Consider the following 16,451-nt stretch of genomic DNA (forward strand, 5'->3'; position numbering starts at 1 on the left):
CTCAGTTCGTACTGTGGTCCGGGACGTCCTCGACCTGTTCGACCGCGTGGGTGGCCCAAAGCTCATCCTCGCCTGCGTCTGGCAGATCGCTGGGCTTTTCATGGCGATGAATGTGCCATTTGGCAATGAAAAGGGCCGTGATCGGAGCCGTCAGGAACAGAAAGAGCGTGATCAACAACTCGTGCATCGACAGTTTGCCCTCAAGCAAAACCGAATGCGCGATCGAGGCTAGCAGGACGCCGCCCACGCCCAGCGTAGTTGCCTTGGTGGGTGCGTGTAGGCGGGACATGGGGTCTTTCAGCTTGATCATGCCGAATGATCCGACAAAGCCGAAAATGCCCGATACGATCAGGAAGAATGCGATGAGCAGTTCGAAGATAAAGGTCATGCCACGCTCATTCGATGATATTGCCACGCAGCATAAAGCGCGCATAAGCCACGGTTGAGACAAAGCCGAGCATGGCGATGATCATGGCGGATTCAAAGAAGATTTCGGTCTCGATACTCAAGCCGTAAAGGATAAGCAGAGCGATGGTGTTGATCACCATTGTATCTAGGGCCAGAACACGGGTACTGACACCGTCGGCTGTAATGATACGCCACAAGCACATCATGATCGCAGCGCCGAAGCAGGCAAAAGCAAAGTAGATCGCATAGGTGATCATTCGAAAATCTCCTTCAGGCGGCGCTCATAGCGTTGTTTGATCTGGTCGCGCACCTCTTCGGGGTTCGGTGCATCCAGACAATGAACCAGCAGGTAGTGCCCTTGTGCGGACAAATCGCAACTGACGGTGCCAGGGGTCATGGTGATGGTTCCGGCCAGAACTGTGATGGCCTCGGGCGTGCGCAGTTCCAGCGGGACGCTGACAAAGCTTGGCTGGCGGTCTGCATCGCGCTTGAACAGGATGATCCGGGCCACCGCGATATTGGCCATCACGATATCCCATAAGACAACCAACATGTATTCCGCCACCATCGGCCAATTGCGCAGTTTCGGGCGATCCGGCCAATAGGGCTGAGTGATAAACGGAATGATGATGCCCAGTAGCAGGCCAAAGACCACCGAGTTCAAAGACCCGGTGTTTGCCAGAAACACCCACACCAGTGTAAGTAGTGCGGTCAGATGGGGATGCGGAAATATACGGTGCAGAAGCTTCATCATTCTTCCCCTCCCAGCACGGCCGAAATGTAATCTTCCGGCGCGAACAGTTGCACGGCCGTGTTGCTGGCATATTGCAGCGCCGGACCTGCAAACAGTGTCAGCAGCACAAGTCCCAGAACCGCCCCGAACACCGAAGTAAAGGCGAGGCCCGGATAGGGCTCGGGCGCGGTTGGTAGGCTGTCTTCGTCGGTTGGCTCAGGCGTCACATTATGTAGGGCGTCGTGACTTTTCCAGAAGATCAGCGTTCCCGCGCGGGCCAGACCCACGATTGTGACGAACGACCCGATCAAGATCACGGCCCAGACCGCATTTGCATCGGGCGCGCCACGTGAGGCGTCCAGTACCAGCAGCTTGCCCACAAAACCCGATAGTGGCGGCATGCCAGCCATCGCGATGGCGCCGACAAAGAACAGGGCTGAGATCAGACCGGATTGCGGCATCGGCGTCGAAGGGGCTATGGCTCCGCCACGGCGCTCCATTACCATGTCCGCGACAAGGAACAGCAGGGCCGTCGCCAGCGTCGAATGGAAGATATAGTAGAGTGCTGCCGCCGTCGCGGCCTCGCTAAACAACGAGATCGCAATCAGCAATGTGCCCATCGACGCGATGGCGCAAAAGGCCACCATTCGTGCGATATGTTGCGAGCCCAGAATGCCAATAGCGCCAACGGCCAATGTCAGCAGCGCTGCAGGTTGTAGCCAACTACCGACTAGCCCTTCGGTTGCGGCTACATCGGGCCCAAAGACCAGCGTATAGACCCGCAGGATCGAATAAGCACCGACTTTGGTCATGATCGCGAACAGCGCTGCAACGGGCAGCGGCGCATTTGCGTAGCTTGCAGGAAGCCAGAAATGCAGTGGCAAGACTGCAGCCTTGATACAGAAAACCAGTAATAGCAAGACTGCTCCAACCCGCAGCAAGGCGGTGTCTTCGGGTGGGATATCGGCCACGCGAACGGCCAGATCAGCCATGTTGAGCGTGCCGGTCACAGCATAGATCGTGCCCAAGGCAAACAGGAACAAGGTCGAGCCGAGCAGGTTATAGGCGACGTACTGAACACCGGCCTTCAACCGCACTGCGCCACCTGCATGCGTCATGAGGCCGTAAGAGGCAATCAGCAGGACCTCGAAAAACACAAAGAGGTTGAAGGCATCGCCGGTCAGAAAAGCACCGCAGACACCCATTAGCTGAAAATGGAGTAGAGCATGGAAGTGTTTGCCTCTCTCATCCCAGCCAGAGCCGATGGCATAAAGGACAACCGGCAGGGCCAGCAGGGCCGTCAACAACACCATCATGGCCGAAAGTTTGTCCAACACCATCACGATGCCGAACGGTGCGGGCCAGTTGCCGAGCTCATAGACCTGAACCTCGCCACCCGATGCCTGGGCGGTAATGGTCAAGGCGATACCCAGCAATCCCACGACGCCGGCGACCGAGAAGATGCGTTGAAGGTCCAAATGATATCGCAACACCATAATGATAAACGGGGCCAGGATCGCGGGCAGGACGATCGGCGCGACGATCCAATGGTTCATGCGTCTTCTCCCGGCGCGTCCACGCTATCGCTTGCGCTCATATCGATATGGTCATCCTTCGAGGACAGATAGGCAGACAGCGAGATCATCACGATCACCGCCGTCATCCCGAATGAGATCACGATGGCCGTCAACACCAGCGCCTGCGGTAGCGGGTCGGTATAGGGGACATCTTCATATTTGTTCAGAACGGCAGGTGCGTTCAGTGCCAGCCGCCCGGTGGCGAATAGGAACACGTTCACCGCATAGGTGATCAGGGACAGGCCCAGAATGACTGGGAATGTACGACGACGCAGGATCAGGAATATCCCGGCTGCGGTCATGACGCCGACTGCAGAGGCTACGAGCGCTTCCATCAGGCCTGCTCCTTCTCGTTATCTTCATCCTGAGGGCTATCCCGCAGCGGGTTGATATCCATCGGAAATTCTTGTGCCATTCCCGGCTGCCACGCGAAGCGCGACAGGCTGTCGAGCGCCAGCATCACAGCGCCCAGTACCGCAAGGAAGACGCCGGTATCGAATAGAATCGCGGTGGCCCATTCGAATTCTTCCAGCGGGGGCCAGTGGATATATCCGAAATCGCTGGTCAGGAACGGGCGTTCATTGAACCATGCACCCAGACCAGTGGCAGCGGCGATCAGAACGCCCCAACCGATGGTGCCGTGATAGTAGAACCGCTGCCGTTCAATCGCCCAGGTATAGCCGCTGGCCATGTACTGCATCAGGAAGGCGATCGCGACGATGAGGCCTGCGATGAAGCCGCCGCCGGGCTGGTTGTGGCCTCGGAAGAAGATATAGGCCCCGACCATCAATGCTATGGGCATCATCACGCGGGTGACGACCACCATCATTAATGGGTGAGAGTCACCCGACTGCGGCCAATGTGGTTTGCGGTTCAGCAGGTAACTGCGCACATTTGTGCTCAGCACTGCTTCGGTCAGGGCGTAGATGATCAGGGCTGCGATGCCCAGCACGATGATCTCGCCAAAGGTATCAAAACCCCGGAAGTCGACGAGGATCACGTTCACGACGTTGGTGCCACCGCCACCTTTGTACGAATTGGCCAGATGGAATTCCGAGATCGTTGGGAAAGCAAAATCCCGCATCATCAGCGCATAGATCAAAGCGCCTGAGCCGATCCCGGCAACCACCGAAATTGCCGCATCACGCCAACGCCGTGCCGCGCTGCTGTCCCAGGGTGTGTCGGTAGGCAGAAAGTTCAGCGACAACAACAGCAGGATCATCGTCACCACTTCGACCGAAATCTGTGTCAGCGCCAGATCGGGGGCAGAAAGGTAGTTGAATGCCATCGAAACGATCAGGCCAACCACCCCGATCAACACCAGTGACAGCAGACGGTTGCGGTGGAACCACATGATCGCCAGCGTCGCACCCACCAGACAGATCCAGCCGATGATCGGGATGACCTGAGCCTCAAGCGGTACGCGTGTTTCAACGCCAATGGTGCCGGTGGTGTAGGCGTAGTAGCCAAGCCCAACGACAAAAGCCACGAAGATGATCGCATACCGGCTGAGCACACCATTATGCAGTTCGTCCGTAATCCAGCGGCTGAGACGGGTCAGCGCGTCGATGATTGCCTCGAAGATCACCTTTGCCTCGGGCCGGGGCAGGGCGTTCCATATCTGGTCGCCGCGTTTGTGCAACGACAGCAGGAACAGGCCTCCCAGCGTCGCGACCACCGACATGTAAAGCGCAGGTGTAAAGCCGTGCCACAGTTTCAGCGAGTAATAAGGCAGCTTCTCGCCCCCGATCACCGCGCTGGAGACAACCGCGACAAGCGGGCCAACGATGGCTGCGGAATAAAGACCGATCAGGACAACCAGCACCACAAGGAACGCCGGCGCCAACCAAAGACCGACAGGCGGGTCATGCGGATGCGCGGGGTAATCGTCCCGCTCGGGCCCAAGGAAGACATGGCTGACAAAGCGAAAGGAGTAGGCCGCTGAAAATAGCGCAGCCAAAAGCGCCAAGCCGGGTACCAAGTAAGGCGAGTTAAGCCAAGTCGTGTGGACTGTCTCTTCCAGCATCATCTCTTTCGAGAGGAAACCATTCAGCGGTGGCAGACCGGCCATCGACAGGGCAGCGATGGTGCCGATAGTAAACGTGATCGGCATCAGATGCCGCAAACCACCCAGCCGTTTGACATCGCGTGTGCCGGTCTCGTGGTCCACGATCCCGGCGGTCATGAACAAGGCCGCCTTGAACGTCGCGTGGTTGATGATGTGGAAGACGGCTGCAACAGCGGCGATCGTCGTGCCAAAGCCCAGTAGCATCGTCACGAGACCCAGATGGGACACCGTCGAAAACGCCAACAGCGCCTTTAGGTCATCCTTGAACAGCGCAATCACCGCACCCAGCAGCATGGTGATCAAACCGGTAGTGGCGACGATGTAGAACCACGCATCCGTACCCGCCAGAACCGGCCACATCCGGGCCATCAGGAACAGGCCTGCCTTCACCATTGTGGCCGAGTGCAGATAGGCCGACACTGGCGTCGGAGCCGCCATCGCGTGCGGCAGCCAGAAATGGAACGGGAATTGCGCCGATTTGGTGAAACAGCCAAGCAAGATCAGGATCAGCGCAGGAAGGTAGTACGGCGAGGACTGGATCAGCTCTTTGTTCTGCAGAATGACACTCAGGTCATAAGATCCCACGATATTGCCGAGGATAAGCATCCCTGCGATCATCGCCAGCCCGCCCGAACCGGTCACGGCCAAAGCCATACGCGCGCCTTGACGACCCTCGGGCAAGTGCTTCCAGTAACCAATCAGCAAGAATGAACTGAGCGACGTAAGTTCCCAGAATATTAGCAGAAGCAGGATATTGTCGGACAGAACAATTCCCACCATCGCGCCCTGAAACAGCAGCAGATAGGTATAGAACTGCCCCATCGGATCCTCGCGCGACAAGTAGAATCGTGCGTAGAGGATGATCAGAAGACCGATGCCCAGGATCAGCAGGGCGAACAAAAAACCCAGGCCGTCCAGCATGAAGTTCGCGTTTAGTCCAAGCCCGGGTATCCAGTCGAACCGCGCGGTCACAACATCACCGCGCATGACGCTGGGAATGTGGATCAGCAATCCCATCAACGCGAGGAAGGTGGTCAACCCAGCCGCTGATGCTGCTGCGTTTCGTCCTGCCCGGATCAGGAGGGCCGGAAAGACAGCTCCGAGGAAGGGAAGGGCCGCGATAAGGAATAGGGACAAGTGCGATACTCCGGTCTGTGCGGTCAATATGACTGAATTACTAGGGATAATTTATTGACTGTCCGGAAATTGCAAGGTTCCGAAAGGTCCTAAAACGCACATATTGGACGTGATCTACCTGTGTAACTATGACGCGAACTTGATCTGAGGGTTGGATTTCCTGAAAGCGTCGCGAATTGCCATATGATAATACCGATCTGACAATGCAGGAGAGTGCCGCATGGCAGAAGGGAAACGCCGAACCCGCAGATGGGTCCTATTGGGCGGAGGGGCCGCCATTGCAGCGGGTTTCGCAATCCGCGAATACCGGCTGATCCCGCAGGCCTATGCTGGTGGTCAGATTGCGGCGGCCACAGCCTATCAACAGGCCCTCGACGGCGCGATCCATCTTATCGATATCCGAACGCCACGCGAATGGCGGGCGACCGGGGTCGCCGAAGCGGCCCACCCGCTCGACATGCGCCGTGAGGATTTCGTGCAGGCCTTGGACCATCTGCTCGGGGGGGACCGATCTGCACCTGTCGCACTGATCTGTGCACGCGGGGTGCGCTCGGCCCGATTAAGCAATCGACTGACCGAGGCTGGATTTACCAATATCATCGACGTGCCCGAGGGCATGCTGGGTTCGGCGGCCGGGCCCGGTTGGGTGCGGGCTGGGTTGCCTGTCAACGCTTATGAAGAGGAAACGGGATGAGTGTCAGACACTGGTTGGCCGCGTGCTTTGTTTTTGCCGGGCAACCCGGCCTTGCGGCTTGTGGCGATACCGAGGGGATGTGCGAAACCGCATCAGGCGGATATCACATCGAACTGCCGAAAGCGGAGAACCCTCCGCTGGTTGTGTTCCTGCACGGCTATGGCGGCAGCGCCACCGGTACGCTCAAGAACCGATCCATGGTCGAGCCACTACTGGCGCGCGGCTACGCAGTGATGGCACCGGAAGGGTCCGAGAGAAACGGCCGAAAAAGCTGGAACTTCTTTCCCGGTTGGGAAGGTCGGGATGAACCCGCGTTTCTTCGTGAAGTAGTGCAGGACGCTGCCGACCGGTTTGATATCGACCCGGATCGCGTGGTGCTGGGCGGCTTCTCGGCTGGCGCGTTCATGGTTTATTACCTCGCCTGCGCTGCGCCGGATTCATTTTCTGCTTATGTCCCGGTTTCAGGCGGGTTCTGGCGGCCACATCCCGAAAGCTGTGATGGTCCGGTACGCATGTTCCACACCCATGGTTGGACGGACAATGTGGTGCCGCTGGAGGGCCGCCTTTTGGGCGGAGGCCGTTTCCACCAGGGCGATATCTTTGCAGGATTGGAAATCTGGCGGGTCGCCAATGAGTGTGCCGATACCAAGCCCAGCGGGTTTTCTACCACGGGCCAGTTTATGCGTCGCAACTGGATGGGATGTGCCGAAGGTAGTGCCTTGGAATTTGCTCTGTTCCCGGGCGGCCATACGGTGCCAAACGGCTGGGCTGATATGATGGTAGACTGGTACGAAGGCTTGCCCGGCGGGTGATCATTCCGCCGGTGTGATCACGCCCTTGCCTTCGATCAATCGCTTCAACTCATCGCGATAGCGCTGGGCCGAGCGTGTAATTGCAGGCTCGCTGACATCTTCGCGCATACCAACCATACGGCGCGCGGTACCTGCCGATACGCCGCTGAGCGCAGACAATGGGATCGCCAGTGCCAGGCTGATCGCAATCGGGGCCAGCCAGACCGAGACCAGACCGGCGAGGATGCCAACGCTAAGCGCGACGCCGATGATAGTCTCAAGGCTGTGGCACAGGATCAGGGTGCGCAGCCCGTAGCTGCCACCATCGCGCGCTTGCGGGGACCAGCCCTTTTGAATGCCCAACGCGGTGCGGAACACTGCAATCATCTGCTGCACCATAAGTATAGGGGCATAGAGGATCGACAGGATGACTTCGGACAGAAATGAAGTGAAGAATTTCCGCGTTCCGCCGAAATCGGAATAGCGCACACCGCTGAGGGGCAGGGCAGCGACGCCCAAAACCTTGGGCGCCAATAGCATCGCATACATCACCAGAATGATCAGCACATGGCGTGTTTCGGACATTTCTGGCCATTGCGGGAACAGCGGATTGTCCGGGCTGAAGTAATGCAGGACCGAGGCGTCCTTGCCCTGACCGATCAAGGCCCACATCACCAAAAGTGCGAACCATAGCGGCGACATCAGATATCCGACCGCTCCGTGGAACATATGGAACCGCGAGACTGCGCGGAAGCCGGTCGAACCCAGCAGTTTCAGGTGCTGCAGGTTGCCCTGACACCAGCGGCGATCGCGCATTGCGTGGTCAATGAGGGTGGGGGGCGTTTCTTCATATGATCCGCGTATGCGCGGCAGAAAGCGCACGGCCCATCCTGCGCGGCGCAGCAATCCGGCCTCGACGAAATCGTGGCTCATGATCAGCTTGTCTTGTCCGTTGAGCGACCGCAACTTGGGCAGACCTGCGCTAGAAGCAAATGCACAGGTGCGAATGATGGCGTTGTGGCCCCAATAATTGCCTTCTTGCCCGCACCAGCGCGCGAGGCCTTCGGCAAAGGCGATACCATAGACGCCGTTGGCAAACTGCTGCATCCGGGCAAAGACCGATTGCGCGCCAATCAGCTGCGGATAGCTTTGGATCAGGCCTGCGCCGGGATCGCGGGCCAACGCATCGGTCAGGCGCGAGATCGCGCGACCCGTCATCAGGCTGTCGGCATCCAGCACCAACATCGCATTCCAGTCCGCGCCCCAGCGGCTGACCCAATCGGCAATATTACCAACCTTGCGATCCGTATTCTGAGGGCGGCGGCGGTAATAGAGTTCAAGCCCCGGTGCCAGCGTGGTCCGCAACGCCTCTACGCTGGCCTGTTCCTGCGCGGCGATCTCGGGGTCGCGCGTGTCGGATAAAATGAACATGGCATAGTGGTGCTGACCACCGCGTTTCTGCAGGTCTTCCAACATCGTGCGGGCGTTGCCGAGCACGTTCCACGGCACCTCGTTATAGACAGGCGTCAAAAGCGCCACGCGCAACGGTTGCGAGCGTCCTTCACGCTTTGGCTGCTCTTGCCGGGACAGCGAGACCATGCCCAGCAGCACGGTGCAGACCGTGAAAGAAATCCAGAAGAAATTGAACGAGATTAGCGTCAGCAGGATACCTTCGACCAGATTAATCCCTTCGGCGCTGAACCAGTCGGACATGACCCAGAGCAGACCCAAAGTCGCCGCCATGGCAGGTGAGAAGACCAGCGCGCGCCAGAACCCGACGGAGGGAATTCGACCCCCGGCAGGTACCTGCGCATCGCGGAATCCCTGCGCAAAGTTCTGCGCTGGCATCGCCAGAGGGGCCTCGGGCGGCATGATATGAAGATCGCGGTTCATATGGTCCAACGGTAAAGCCAGACTTCAGAGGCTGGTTGTTTGTCTTTCAGCAACTGCGCGCGCAGTTCCACGTGGTTGCGTTCGCCTGGTTCGAATGAGAACGCCAGCCGCAACCCGCCCGTGTCTGGGTTACGCTGCAGAACGCCTTCTGAAGTTTCGGCATGGGGCGAGTCGACAAACACCGTGATGGCCTCGGGATCGTCAAGCAGCTCACTGGCTTCGAAATCAATCACAGCCAAACGGCCCTCGCCGAACGTGTTGTCGCCCATCGCGGTGTTGATCACGCGGGCCATAGGGGTGTGCTGCGGTTCCTCGCCCCAGATCAGGCGATAGGACAGATCAATCTGGCTGCCTGCGGCGTAGGGTTCCATCGGGCGCCAATAGGCGACGATGTTGTCATAAATCTCCTGATCCGCTGGGATTTCGACAAGCGTGACGGTGCCTTTACCCCAGTCTTCGCTGGGTTCGACCCACAAGCTTGGGCGTTTGTGATAATTGGCTTCAAGATCCGCATAGTCCGAGAACTTGCGCTTGCGTTGCATCAGACCAAAGCCGCGGGGGTTTGTGTCGACAAAAGACGAGATCTGCAGGCGAGTCGGGTTCGCAAGCGGGCGCCACAGAACCTCTCCTGCGCCGTTGCGGATCATCAACCCGTCACTGTCGTGCACTGCGGGGCGAAAATCATCGAAACGGCTGTGATTGGTCTGATCGAACAGGAACATAGATGTGCCGGGCGCGATGCCGACATGGGGCAGTTCGGTACGTGGGAACAGGGTGGCTTCAATATCCATCACGCAATCTGAACCGGCGGTAACGTGGAAGCGGTAGGCCCCTGTAACGCTGGGGCTGTCCATGAGCGCATGAACGACCATGTTACGTTGATCCGGTTCTGGACGCTCCAACCAGAAACGAATGAATTCGGGAAACTCCTCGCCATCTGGATCGCCGGTCTTCAAGGCGAGCCCTCTGGCCGAAAGGCCATAGACTTCGTGCAAACCGATGGCGCGGAAATAGCTGGCCCCTTGCCAAACGCAGAACTCGTCTGTCTCGCCAGGGCGGTGCATCTCAGTACGCAGGCGTAGACCTGAAAAGCCCAGCGTGTCGTCAATGGGCAGCTCTGGTACGTCTTCAGACTTATCGAACATGGCCAGATCAAAGGCGACCGGCTTGGTCATACCGTCCTCGACGGTCGACACTTTCACTGCGCGTGGAAAATACAGGCCCGGCGTGAAAAAATCGACGTTGAAGGGCGTCTCGGTCTCGTACCACAGCGCGCGATCCAGCCGGAACCGGATTGAACGGTATTGCTGATACGTCAGGTCCTGCCACTCCTGCGGAACCATCTCACGCTCGGCATAATCACGGCTGGCCAGGTCGCGGGCCATTGCGATGACGTCGTCTCGGCTGAACGGGGTCTCTCCACCTGTGGCATATGCCGCTGGGGCGAAGGCCAGAGCGGTTGATGAGGCGAGAAAAGCGCGACGTGTAAAGTTCATTTCTTTGATTTCCAAGGTTGTGACTTGAACCAGGCGGCCAGATAAGCCACGCCGATGATCATGGCAAAGCCAATCATGTTGGCGATGAACACACTGGCAACATCCCGCCCACTCAGGTCCAGTCCGACGCCGATAAGTCGTGCTGCTGCCATAGAAAATACGAACACCGCGAGCGATTGCTGACCCACTTTGGTGATGATGGTCAGCAGGAACTGCCAGACTTTTGCGGCTGCCCCATGACCGGTCGCTATCAGGCGACGGCCATGCTCACCGGCGATAACCCAACCCAGATAGGCAAGCGACAGAAAATGCAGATATCGGAATAGACCAAAGTCGGTCTTGTCGCGAAATTCTTTGGTCACTGGCCAGACCTTGCGAATCTCATCAGCCAGATCAGGGGCTGCTGCATTGATCCAAGTGAATACCTTCCACGAGCCGAACGGCATCGAGAAGATCAAAAACAATGCTGCCGCCCAGATCAGAGTTTTCGACACCGGCGGCGCTGGAATCCAACCTCGCATGAACGCAAAGCCGGTGAAGAACAGCAATTGCCACCCGAATGGGTTGAAGAACCACTGGCGCTCTGACCAGGGCTCGGCCGGCAGGTCAAGGTAGTCGAATTGTGCAACGAGCCAGATCGTGACCGAGGCCATGGCGACCGCCCAGAATCCGATACGATATAGCCCCATAAACAGGGGCATCATCGCCAGTACCACCAGATACATCGGTAGAATATCGAAGTAGTTCGGCACATAGGTCAGGGTGAACAGTCCGACGATCTGTGACGCCGGATCGTTGAAGAAATGCTGTAGATTGAGAGAGGAGATATAGTTTTTCTCGAACAGCCCACTCTGGTTCAGGGCCGCCATTGTCATCGCGACAAAGAAGAACAGGCAGATATGCGCCCAGTAGACCTGCCAGATGCGAAAGCTCACGCGTGCGGTGCCCATCCACCAGCCTTTGCGCATGAACGCCCCCCCAAAAGCAATTGCCGAAGCCATGCCTGAACAGAATACGAAGATCTCGGTTGCGTCCGAAAAGCCAAAGCGGGCAGGTATCCATTTGGCCCACGGATCGTTCGGAATATGGGCAATCAGGATGATGAACATCGCGATGCCGCGATAGAAATCCAACCGCGGATCGCGCGTAGCGGCGGGGGCGGCGACCTGAGACGCCACCGGAGCAAAATCAGAAGCGGGCGATGCGGTCGCCATACGGTTTCTGTCCTTCTTGGTCTTTTATTGTTGTTATTCGGCGGGGACGCTTTGTGCGTCGCCGCTGTCGCGTGCGGCCTCGATCAATTCTCGGCGGGCGAGGGCGTAATTGTCCTCTCCCCCGGCACGTTTGGCGCGGCGGTCGTCCAGGATGCGCTCGACAGCATCCAGACGGCCAGCGCGCAGGCCGGAATCAATGGTGATGCGCTCGAATACATCACGTTGGGCGTGGCTGCCACCCGCCAGTTGCATCCCACCCCGGGCATTTGAAAGAAAATCAAAGGCTTGGCCGTAAAGGCCCTCTCCAAAGGCCTCAAGCCCCTTGGCGGCGGCAATGCCCGGGTCGGACATGCGGATCGGCGTGTCACCCTGATTGCGCTGGGCGTCATTTTGAATACGCTGCAGCATATTTGCTGTAGCCTCCGAACGATTGTCCCCGGTCAATGCCAGCAAGTAGTGAAGATCGGCGAAGATCAAGCATCCGTCTTCGGTTCGGGCTGCGCTGAGATCGGCCAGTTCTTCCCAACGGTTGCCAACATCAACGCCCTCAAGCTCTAGCCGGGACAGCAGCGAGGTTGCATTCGAGATATCGCGATAGTCGTCGGTTTTGTCCTGGCGGATGTGATGATCGTAAAGCGCCATCACTTGATCGACTTGCCCCAAATCCAGATGCATCAGCGCCTTGTGCCACCAGACATGATAGCGGAAATTGTTGCAATGCGCCCAAGCGTCCTCGCGTCCCGCGAGCCAGTCCAGTCCCAGCTGCGCGTTGCCCGTCATCTCGTGCACGTGCGCTACAGCGTGCAATCCCCAGGCGTCGTCCGAAACCATCCACAAGGCCTGACGACCGGCGATCTCGGCTTTCTCGTAGGCGCCGGTTTCCTCCAGCGCGAACGAGTGGCATCCCAGCAAGTATCCACGTCCGGCGTGGTCGGGTTCATACGCAGGCATCACCCGTTCGATCGACCGACGCATCCCCGCCGCATCGCCCAGAACGAAGCGCGTCGCATGGCTGAGCTTCATGGCCAGAGTATCCGTTGGGTGCGCCCGCAGAATCTCTTCAAATTTCTGAACGGCCTGTGATGGAAGGTCGGCCATATACAAACCCAGCGCCTCGACATATAGCCTTTCCCGGGCTGAAACGGGCTGACGCTCCATCGCTGCATTCGCGGCACTCAGCGCTTCGGCAGCGACCGCGATCATCTCACGCCGGCCCAGCAGAACCATGAACAGCCCCTTGACCGCATGGCCCAGCGTAAAGTCCGGCTCAAGCTCCAGAACCTTGCCCAGATGTTGCGGTGTTATAGCGGCATGCGCCATGAACCCAAGGAGAACACCATCCCATGCCTCGACGCTTGCGGGCTGGTTCAGGGTGTTCATCTGTCCAAAGACGTCTTGTTTCATACTCGGGTCCAATCTGATTGCGACGTTCTACACTGTTCGATGTAACAGAGTGTGCAGCCGGGTCGTAACAGTATCGACCCTGCTCTCGAATTGGTGAAATCCCGTGTGTGAGAAACGCGAAAAAAACCGCCGATTCAAGGGCATGTTTCAGCAACTTGCCGCCTAAACGGGCAGAGTGTTTCAATCTTCGAAGGGGTTTTCCGCGTTCAGAACAGCCTGTGTGTCAGCCCCACAGACCGGTGGTGCGCTGCGATATGTTACAGGCGTGCGTGACAGGTTCAGGGGATTCCCGATCAGTTGCACCTCGCCAGGCTCAGCTTGCATCGAGATCTGCATCTGGCGGGCAGCGACCTGATCCGAGGCAAAAACCTGATCGAGCGTCCGCACCGGGCCAACAGGGACTTTCAGGTCTTCAAGCCCCGCGATAACGCTGCCTGTATCCAGCGCCTGAACTGCCGGGCGCAGGATCGCATTCAACGCATCCCTATTTTCAAGACGGGCCGGGTTGGTGGCAAATCGGGGATCTTCGGCTAGCTCTGGCTTTTCGATGAAGCCGCAAAATCTTTTGAACTGACTGTCATTTCCAACGGCCAGAATCACGTGCCCATCCGCCGTCTGATAGACCTCGTAAGGCACAATATTGGGATGCCCGTTGCCGCGCCGCTGAGGCACTTCGCCCGAGGTCAGATAATTCACGCCCTCATTTATCAGCCAAGCGATCTGTGCATCCACCAGCGCCAGATCGATCTGCTGACCCTCGCCAGTCATGTCGCGATGACGCAGCGCAGCCAGAATACCAACGCAGGCATACATACCACACATCACGTCAGCAATTCCGACGCCTACTTTCATCGGCGCGCCTTCGGCGTCTCCGGTCAGAGACATGATCCCGCCATATCCTTGCGCCATTAGATCATATCCGGGCTTCGATGAGTTTGGGCCTGTCTGCCCGTAGCCTGAGATTGAACAATAGACGAGGTCGGGAAACTCATTGGACAAGGTTGCGTAGTCGAGCCCGTATTTCGCCAGTCCACCGGGCTTGAAATTCTCGATCAGTATATCAGCGTGCGAGGCTAGGCGTCGGACTTCTGCCTGTCCTTCGGGTGTTGCGATATCCAATGCGACCGATTTCTTGTTGCGGTTGGAGGACATGAAATATGCGCTCAGGTCCGAGCGGTTACCATCCGCATCCTCGGCGTAAGGAGGGCCCCATTGTCGCGTATCATCACCACCGGTCGCCGGGTTTTCGATTTTGATGACGGTAGCGCCAAGATCGCCCAACAACTGCGTACAAGTGGGTCCTGCCAGAATGCGAGACAGGTCCAGTACCTTGACGCCTTTCAGCGGTCCTTCAGATGCGGCCATCATATCCTCCACGGTCAATTTCCGCAGCAATGACAGTGAACTTGTCTGCTTTCAACGCCTGATCCAATGCAGCCCGCAAATCATCGCGGCTACGAACTGTGCGACCATAACCGCCGAGTGCGCGGCCTAAAGCGGCAAAGTCATGGCGGTCAAAATCCACTCCGCGATTGCCCATCTGACGCTGGCGTTGTTTCAGCTCGATCAGCGCAAGGCTGGCATCGACAAAGACCAGAAAGATTGTGTTGCCACCCAATTCGGCGGCAGTCGACAGCTCTCCTGCAACCATCAGAAACCCGGCATCGCCTGAAAAGCTGATCACGGGGCGATCCGGTTCGGCCAATTTCAGACCGATCGCCATCGGAACGGCACACCCCATGGTGCAGAGCGCCGAGGACTGGATCAACCCTCGTGCCTCCGAACACTCCCACATCTGACTGAGCAGAATGCGATGCGCGCCGCTGTCGGCCGTGGCGAGGGTCTCAGGTGGCAGAACGGCACGAGTTTCTGCGATGATCGCCGCCGGTCCCCAGTCTTCATCTGTCGGAAAAGCATTCGCCAGCGCAGCCTTGACCTGTTCAGGCTCACCATTCGGCCAAGTCTTGCCGGCAGGGTTGCCCTTGGCAATGGCCTCAAGCGTTGCGCCGGTGTCGGCGACCAGATTTAGCCCAGCCTGATGCATGTAATGATCGTTCACCACGGCTGATATGTCGATCACGCGCTTGGTTTCTGGGTCCCAGATCTCGCGCCAGCCGGGGCGCATCTCGATAGGGTCATATCCCAAACACAGTACTAGATCAGCCTGTTCCACCAGCGGGACTAGGTGCTTATCGGCCAGCGGAGACAAACCCGCCCCGCCCAGGCAGAGTGGATGATCCTCGGGCACCACCCCCTTGGCCTTGTAGGTGGTGACAAAGGGAATGTTGAAATGCTCTAAAAATGCTCGCACCACACAGCGCGAGTCGTCGTAAAGAACATCAAGACCGATGATCGCCAAAGGTCGCTCAGCCTCGGCCACCCATCGGCGGGCCTTTTCCAGACATTCCGCGCCAGGCGCGACAGGAGCAACTTTTGCCAGTCGACGACGTTTAACCCCTGATACGCGCGTATCGGCCACCGAGATAGGCACATCGATGTGTACTGGGCCGGGGCGCGCTTGGTTGGCAAGCGATACCGCCTTGTCGGCGATGATATCGGCCCCGTCGGCCGTCAGCATAAAGCTGCCTTTGGTGATCGAGCGATAGACTTGCGCGTGATCCATCACTTGATGGGTGTAGGTCAACGCCTCATCCGCGTCGACGCATCCGGTCAGCACGATCATCGGCACCCGATCCTGCAGGGCGTTGGCGACCACATTGATCCCGTTCATCGCTCCGGGCCCGAGTGTGGCCACGAGGATTGCAGGTGCACCATCGCGATGGTGGACCGCTTCGGCCATGAAACCTGCAGAGTTTTCGTGTTTTGCAAGGTGGAAAGCAATGCCCGCGCTTTCCAGCGCATCCACCAATGTCAGAACCTCGCCGCCGGGCATTCCGAACGCATGGCGGCATCCGGCCTCGAAAAGGCGTTGTGCCAACAAATCCGCAGCGCGGGGAGACAGGTCCTGCATTAATCAAGCTCCGACAAAGTTATCTGCCAGCAGATTGCGGAGGACGCGTCCGGACGCAAGCAGGT

General features: G+C 58.1%; 14 protein-coding genes. 2 read left to right on the plus strand and 12 right to left on the minus strand.

Features of this window, described 5'->3' with window-relative positions; all coding sequences use genetic code 11:
* Position 1: 1 nt before the first annotated feature.
* From ACR0KC_RS14170 to ACR0KC_RS14195, 6 genes are read right to left on the minus strand one after another with little or no spacing between them, the layout of a single operon-like run.
* Positions 2–388 carry a Na+/H+ antiporter subunit G gene (locus tag ACR0KC_RS14170; protein WP_170401276.1) on the minus strand — a complete coding sequence of 129 codons (387 nt, stop codon included), beginning with the start codon at positions 386–388 and terminating at the stop codon, positions 2–4.
* Between the two features lie 7 nt (positions 389–395).
* On the minus strand, positions 396–665 hold the full coding sequence (locus ACR0KC_RS14175) for a K+/H+ antiporter subunit F (protein WP_170563653.1): 270 nt from the start codon (positions 663–665) through the stop codon (positions 396–398).
* A complete protein-coding gene (locus ACR0KC_RS14180) occupies positions 662–1,159 on the minus strand; it encodes a Na+/H+ antiporter subunit E (RefSeq protein ID WP_170392908.1) in 498 nt (165 codons plus the stop codon). The genes ACR0KC_RS14175 and ACR0KC_RS14180 overlap by 4 nt, the downstream gene beginning before the upstream one ends.
* Positions 1,159–2,697 carry a monovalent cation/H+ antiporter subunit D gene (locus tag ACR0KC_RS14185; protein ID WP_480706646.1) on the minus strand — a complete coding sequence of 513 codons (1,539 nt, stop codon included), beginning with the start codon at positions 2,695–2,697 and terminating at the stop codon, positions 1,159–1,161. The genes ACR0KC_RS14180 and ACR0KC_RS14185 overlap by 1 nt, the downstream gene beginning before the upstream one ends.
* Positions 2,694–3,053, minus strand: coding sequence for a Na+/H+ antiporter subunit C (locus ACR0KC_RS14190; protein ID WP_170391885.1), 360 nt, complete (start codon positions 3,051–3,053; stop codon positions 2,694–2,696). Before ACR0KC_RS14190 ends, ACR0KC_RS14185 begins: the two co-directional genes overlap by 4 nt.
* Positions 3,053–5,923, minus strand: coding sequence for a monovalent cation/H+ antiporter subunit A (locus tag ACR0KC_RS14195; protein WP_170401275.1), 2,871 nt, complete (start codon positions 5,921–5,923; stop codon positions 3,053–3,055). Before ACR0KC_RS14195 ends, ACR0KC_RS14190 begins: the two co-directional genes overlap by 1 nt.
* 220 nt (positions 5,924–6,143) lie before the next feature.
* On the opposite strand from ACR0KC_RS14195, the gene ACR0KC_RS14200 reads away from it, so the two are divergent.
* Both ACR0KC_RS14200 and ACR0KC_RS14205 read left to right on the plus strand, forming a co-directional pair.
* The gene (locus tag ACR0KC_RS14200) at positions 6,144–6,617 is read left to right on the plus strand and encodes a rhodanese-like domain-containing protein (protein WP_170391881.1); all 474 of its coding nucleotides are present in this window, start codon (positions 6,144–6,146) and stop codon (positions 6,615–6,617) included.
* Complete coding sequence (locus ACR0KC_RS14205) at positions 6,614–7,429, plus strand: PHB depolymerase family esterase (RefSeq protein ID WP_170391879.1); 816 nt, start codon at positions 6,614–6,616, stop codon at positions 7,427–7,429. The genes ACR0KC_RS14200 and ACR0KC_RS14205 overlap by 4 nt, the downstream gene beginning before the upstream one ends.
* On the opposite strand, the gene mdoH is transcribed toward ACR0KC_RS14205, so the two are convergent.
* From mdoH to ACR0KC_RS14235, 6 genes are all read right to left on the minus strand, one after another.
* Entirely contained in the window at positions 7,430–9,301 is a 1,872-nt protein-coding gene (gene mdoH, locus ACR0KC_RS14210; RefSeq protein WP_480791138.1) for a glucans biosynthesis glucosyltransferase MdoH, read from the minus strand.
* Positions 9,298–10,797 (minus strand): OpgD/OpgG family glucan biosynthesis protein, encoded by a 1,500-nt coding sequence (locus ACR0KC_RS14215; protein WP_480771974.1) that lies wholly within the window; start codon positions 10,795–10,797, stop codon positions 9,298–9,300. The genes mdoH and ACR0KC_RS14215 overlap by 4 nt, the downstream gene beginning before the upstream one ends.
* Complete coding sequence (locus ACR0KC_RS14220; RefSeq protein ID WP_170594865.1) at positions 10,794–12,011, minus strand: OpgC family protein; 1,218 nt, start codon at positions 12,009–12,011, stop codon at positions 10,794–10,796. Before ACR0KC_RS14220 ends, ACR0KC_RS14215 begins: the two co-directional genes overlap by 4 nt.
* A gap of 33 nt (positions 12,012–12,044) precedes the next feature.
* The gene (locus tag ACR0KC_RS14225; RefSeq protein ID WP_170648105.1) at positions 12,045–13,415 is read right to left on the minus strand and encodes a tetratricopeptide repeat protein; all 1,371 of its coding nucleotides are present in this window, start codon (positions 13,413–13,415) and stop codon (positions 12,045–12,047) included.
* 180 nt (positions 13,416–13,595) lie between these two features.
* Positions 13,596–14,780, minus strand: coding sequence for a CoA transferase (locus ACR0KC_RS14230; RefSeq protein ID WP_170648107.1), 1,185 nt, complete (start codon positions 14,778–14,780; stop codon positions 13,596–13,598).
* The gene (locus tag ACR0KC_RS14235) at positions 14,767–16,386 is read right to left on the minus strand and encodes a thiamine pyrophosphate-binding protein (protein WP_480706639.1); all 1,620 of its coding nucleotides are present in this window, start codon (positions 16,384–16,386) and stop codon (positions 14,767–14,769) included. The genes ACR0KC_RS14230 and ACR0KC_RS14235 overlap by 14 nt, the downstream gene beginning before the upstream one ends.
* Between the last annotated feature and the right edge of the window lie 65 nt (positions 16,387–16,451).

Source organism: Ruegeria sp. CF3, from assembly GCF_056537365.1.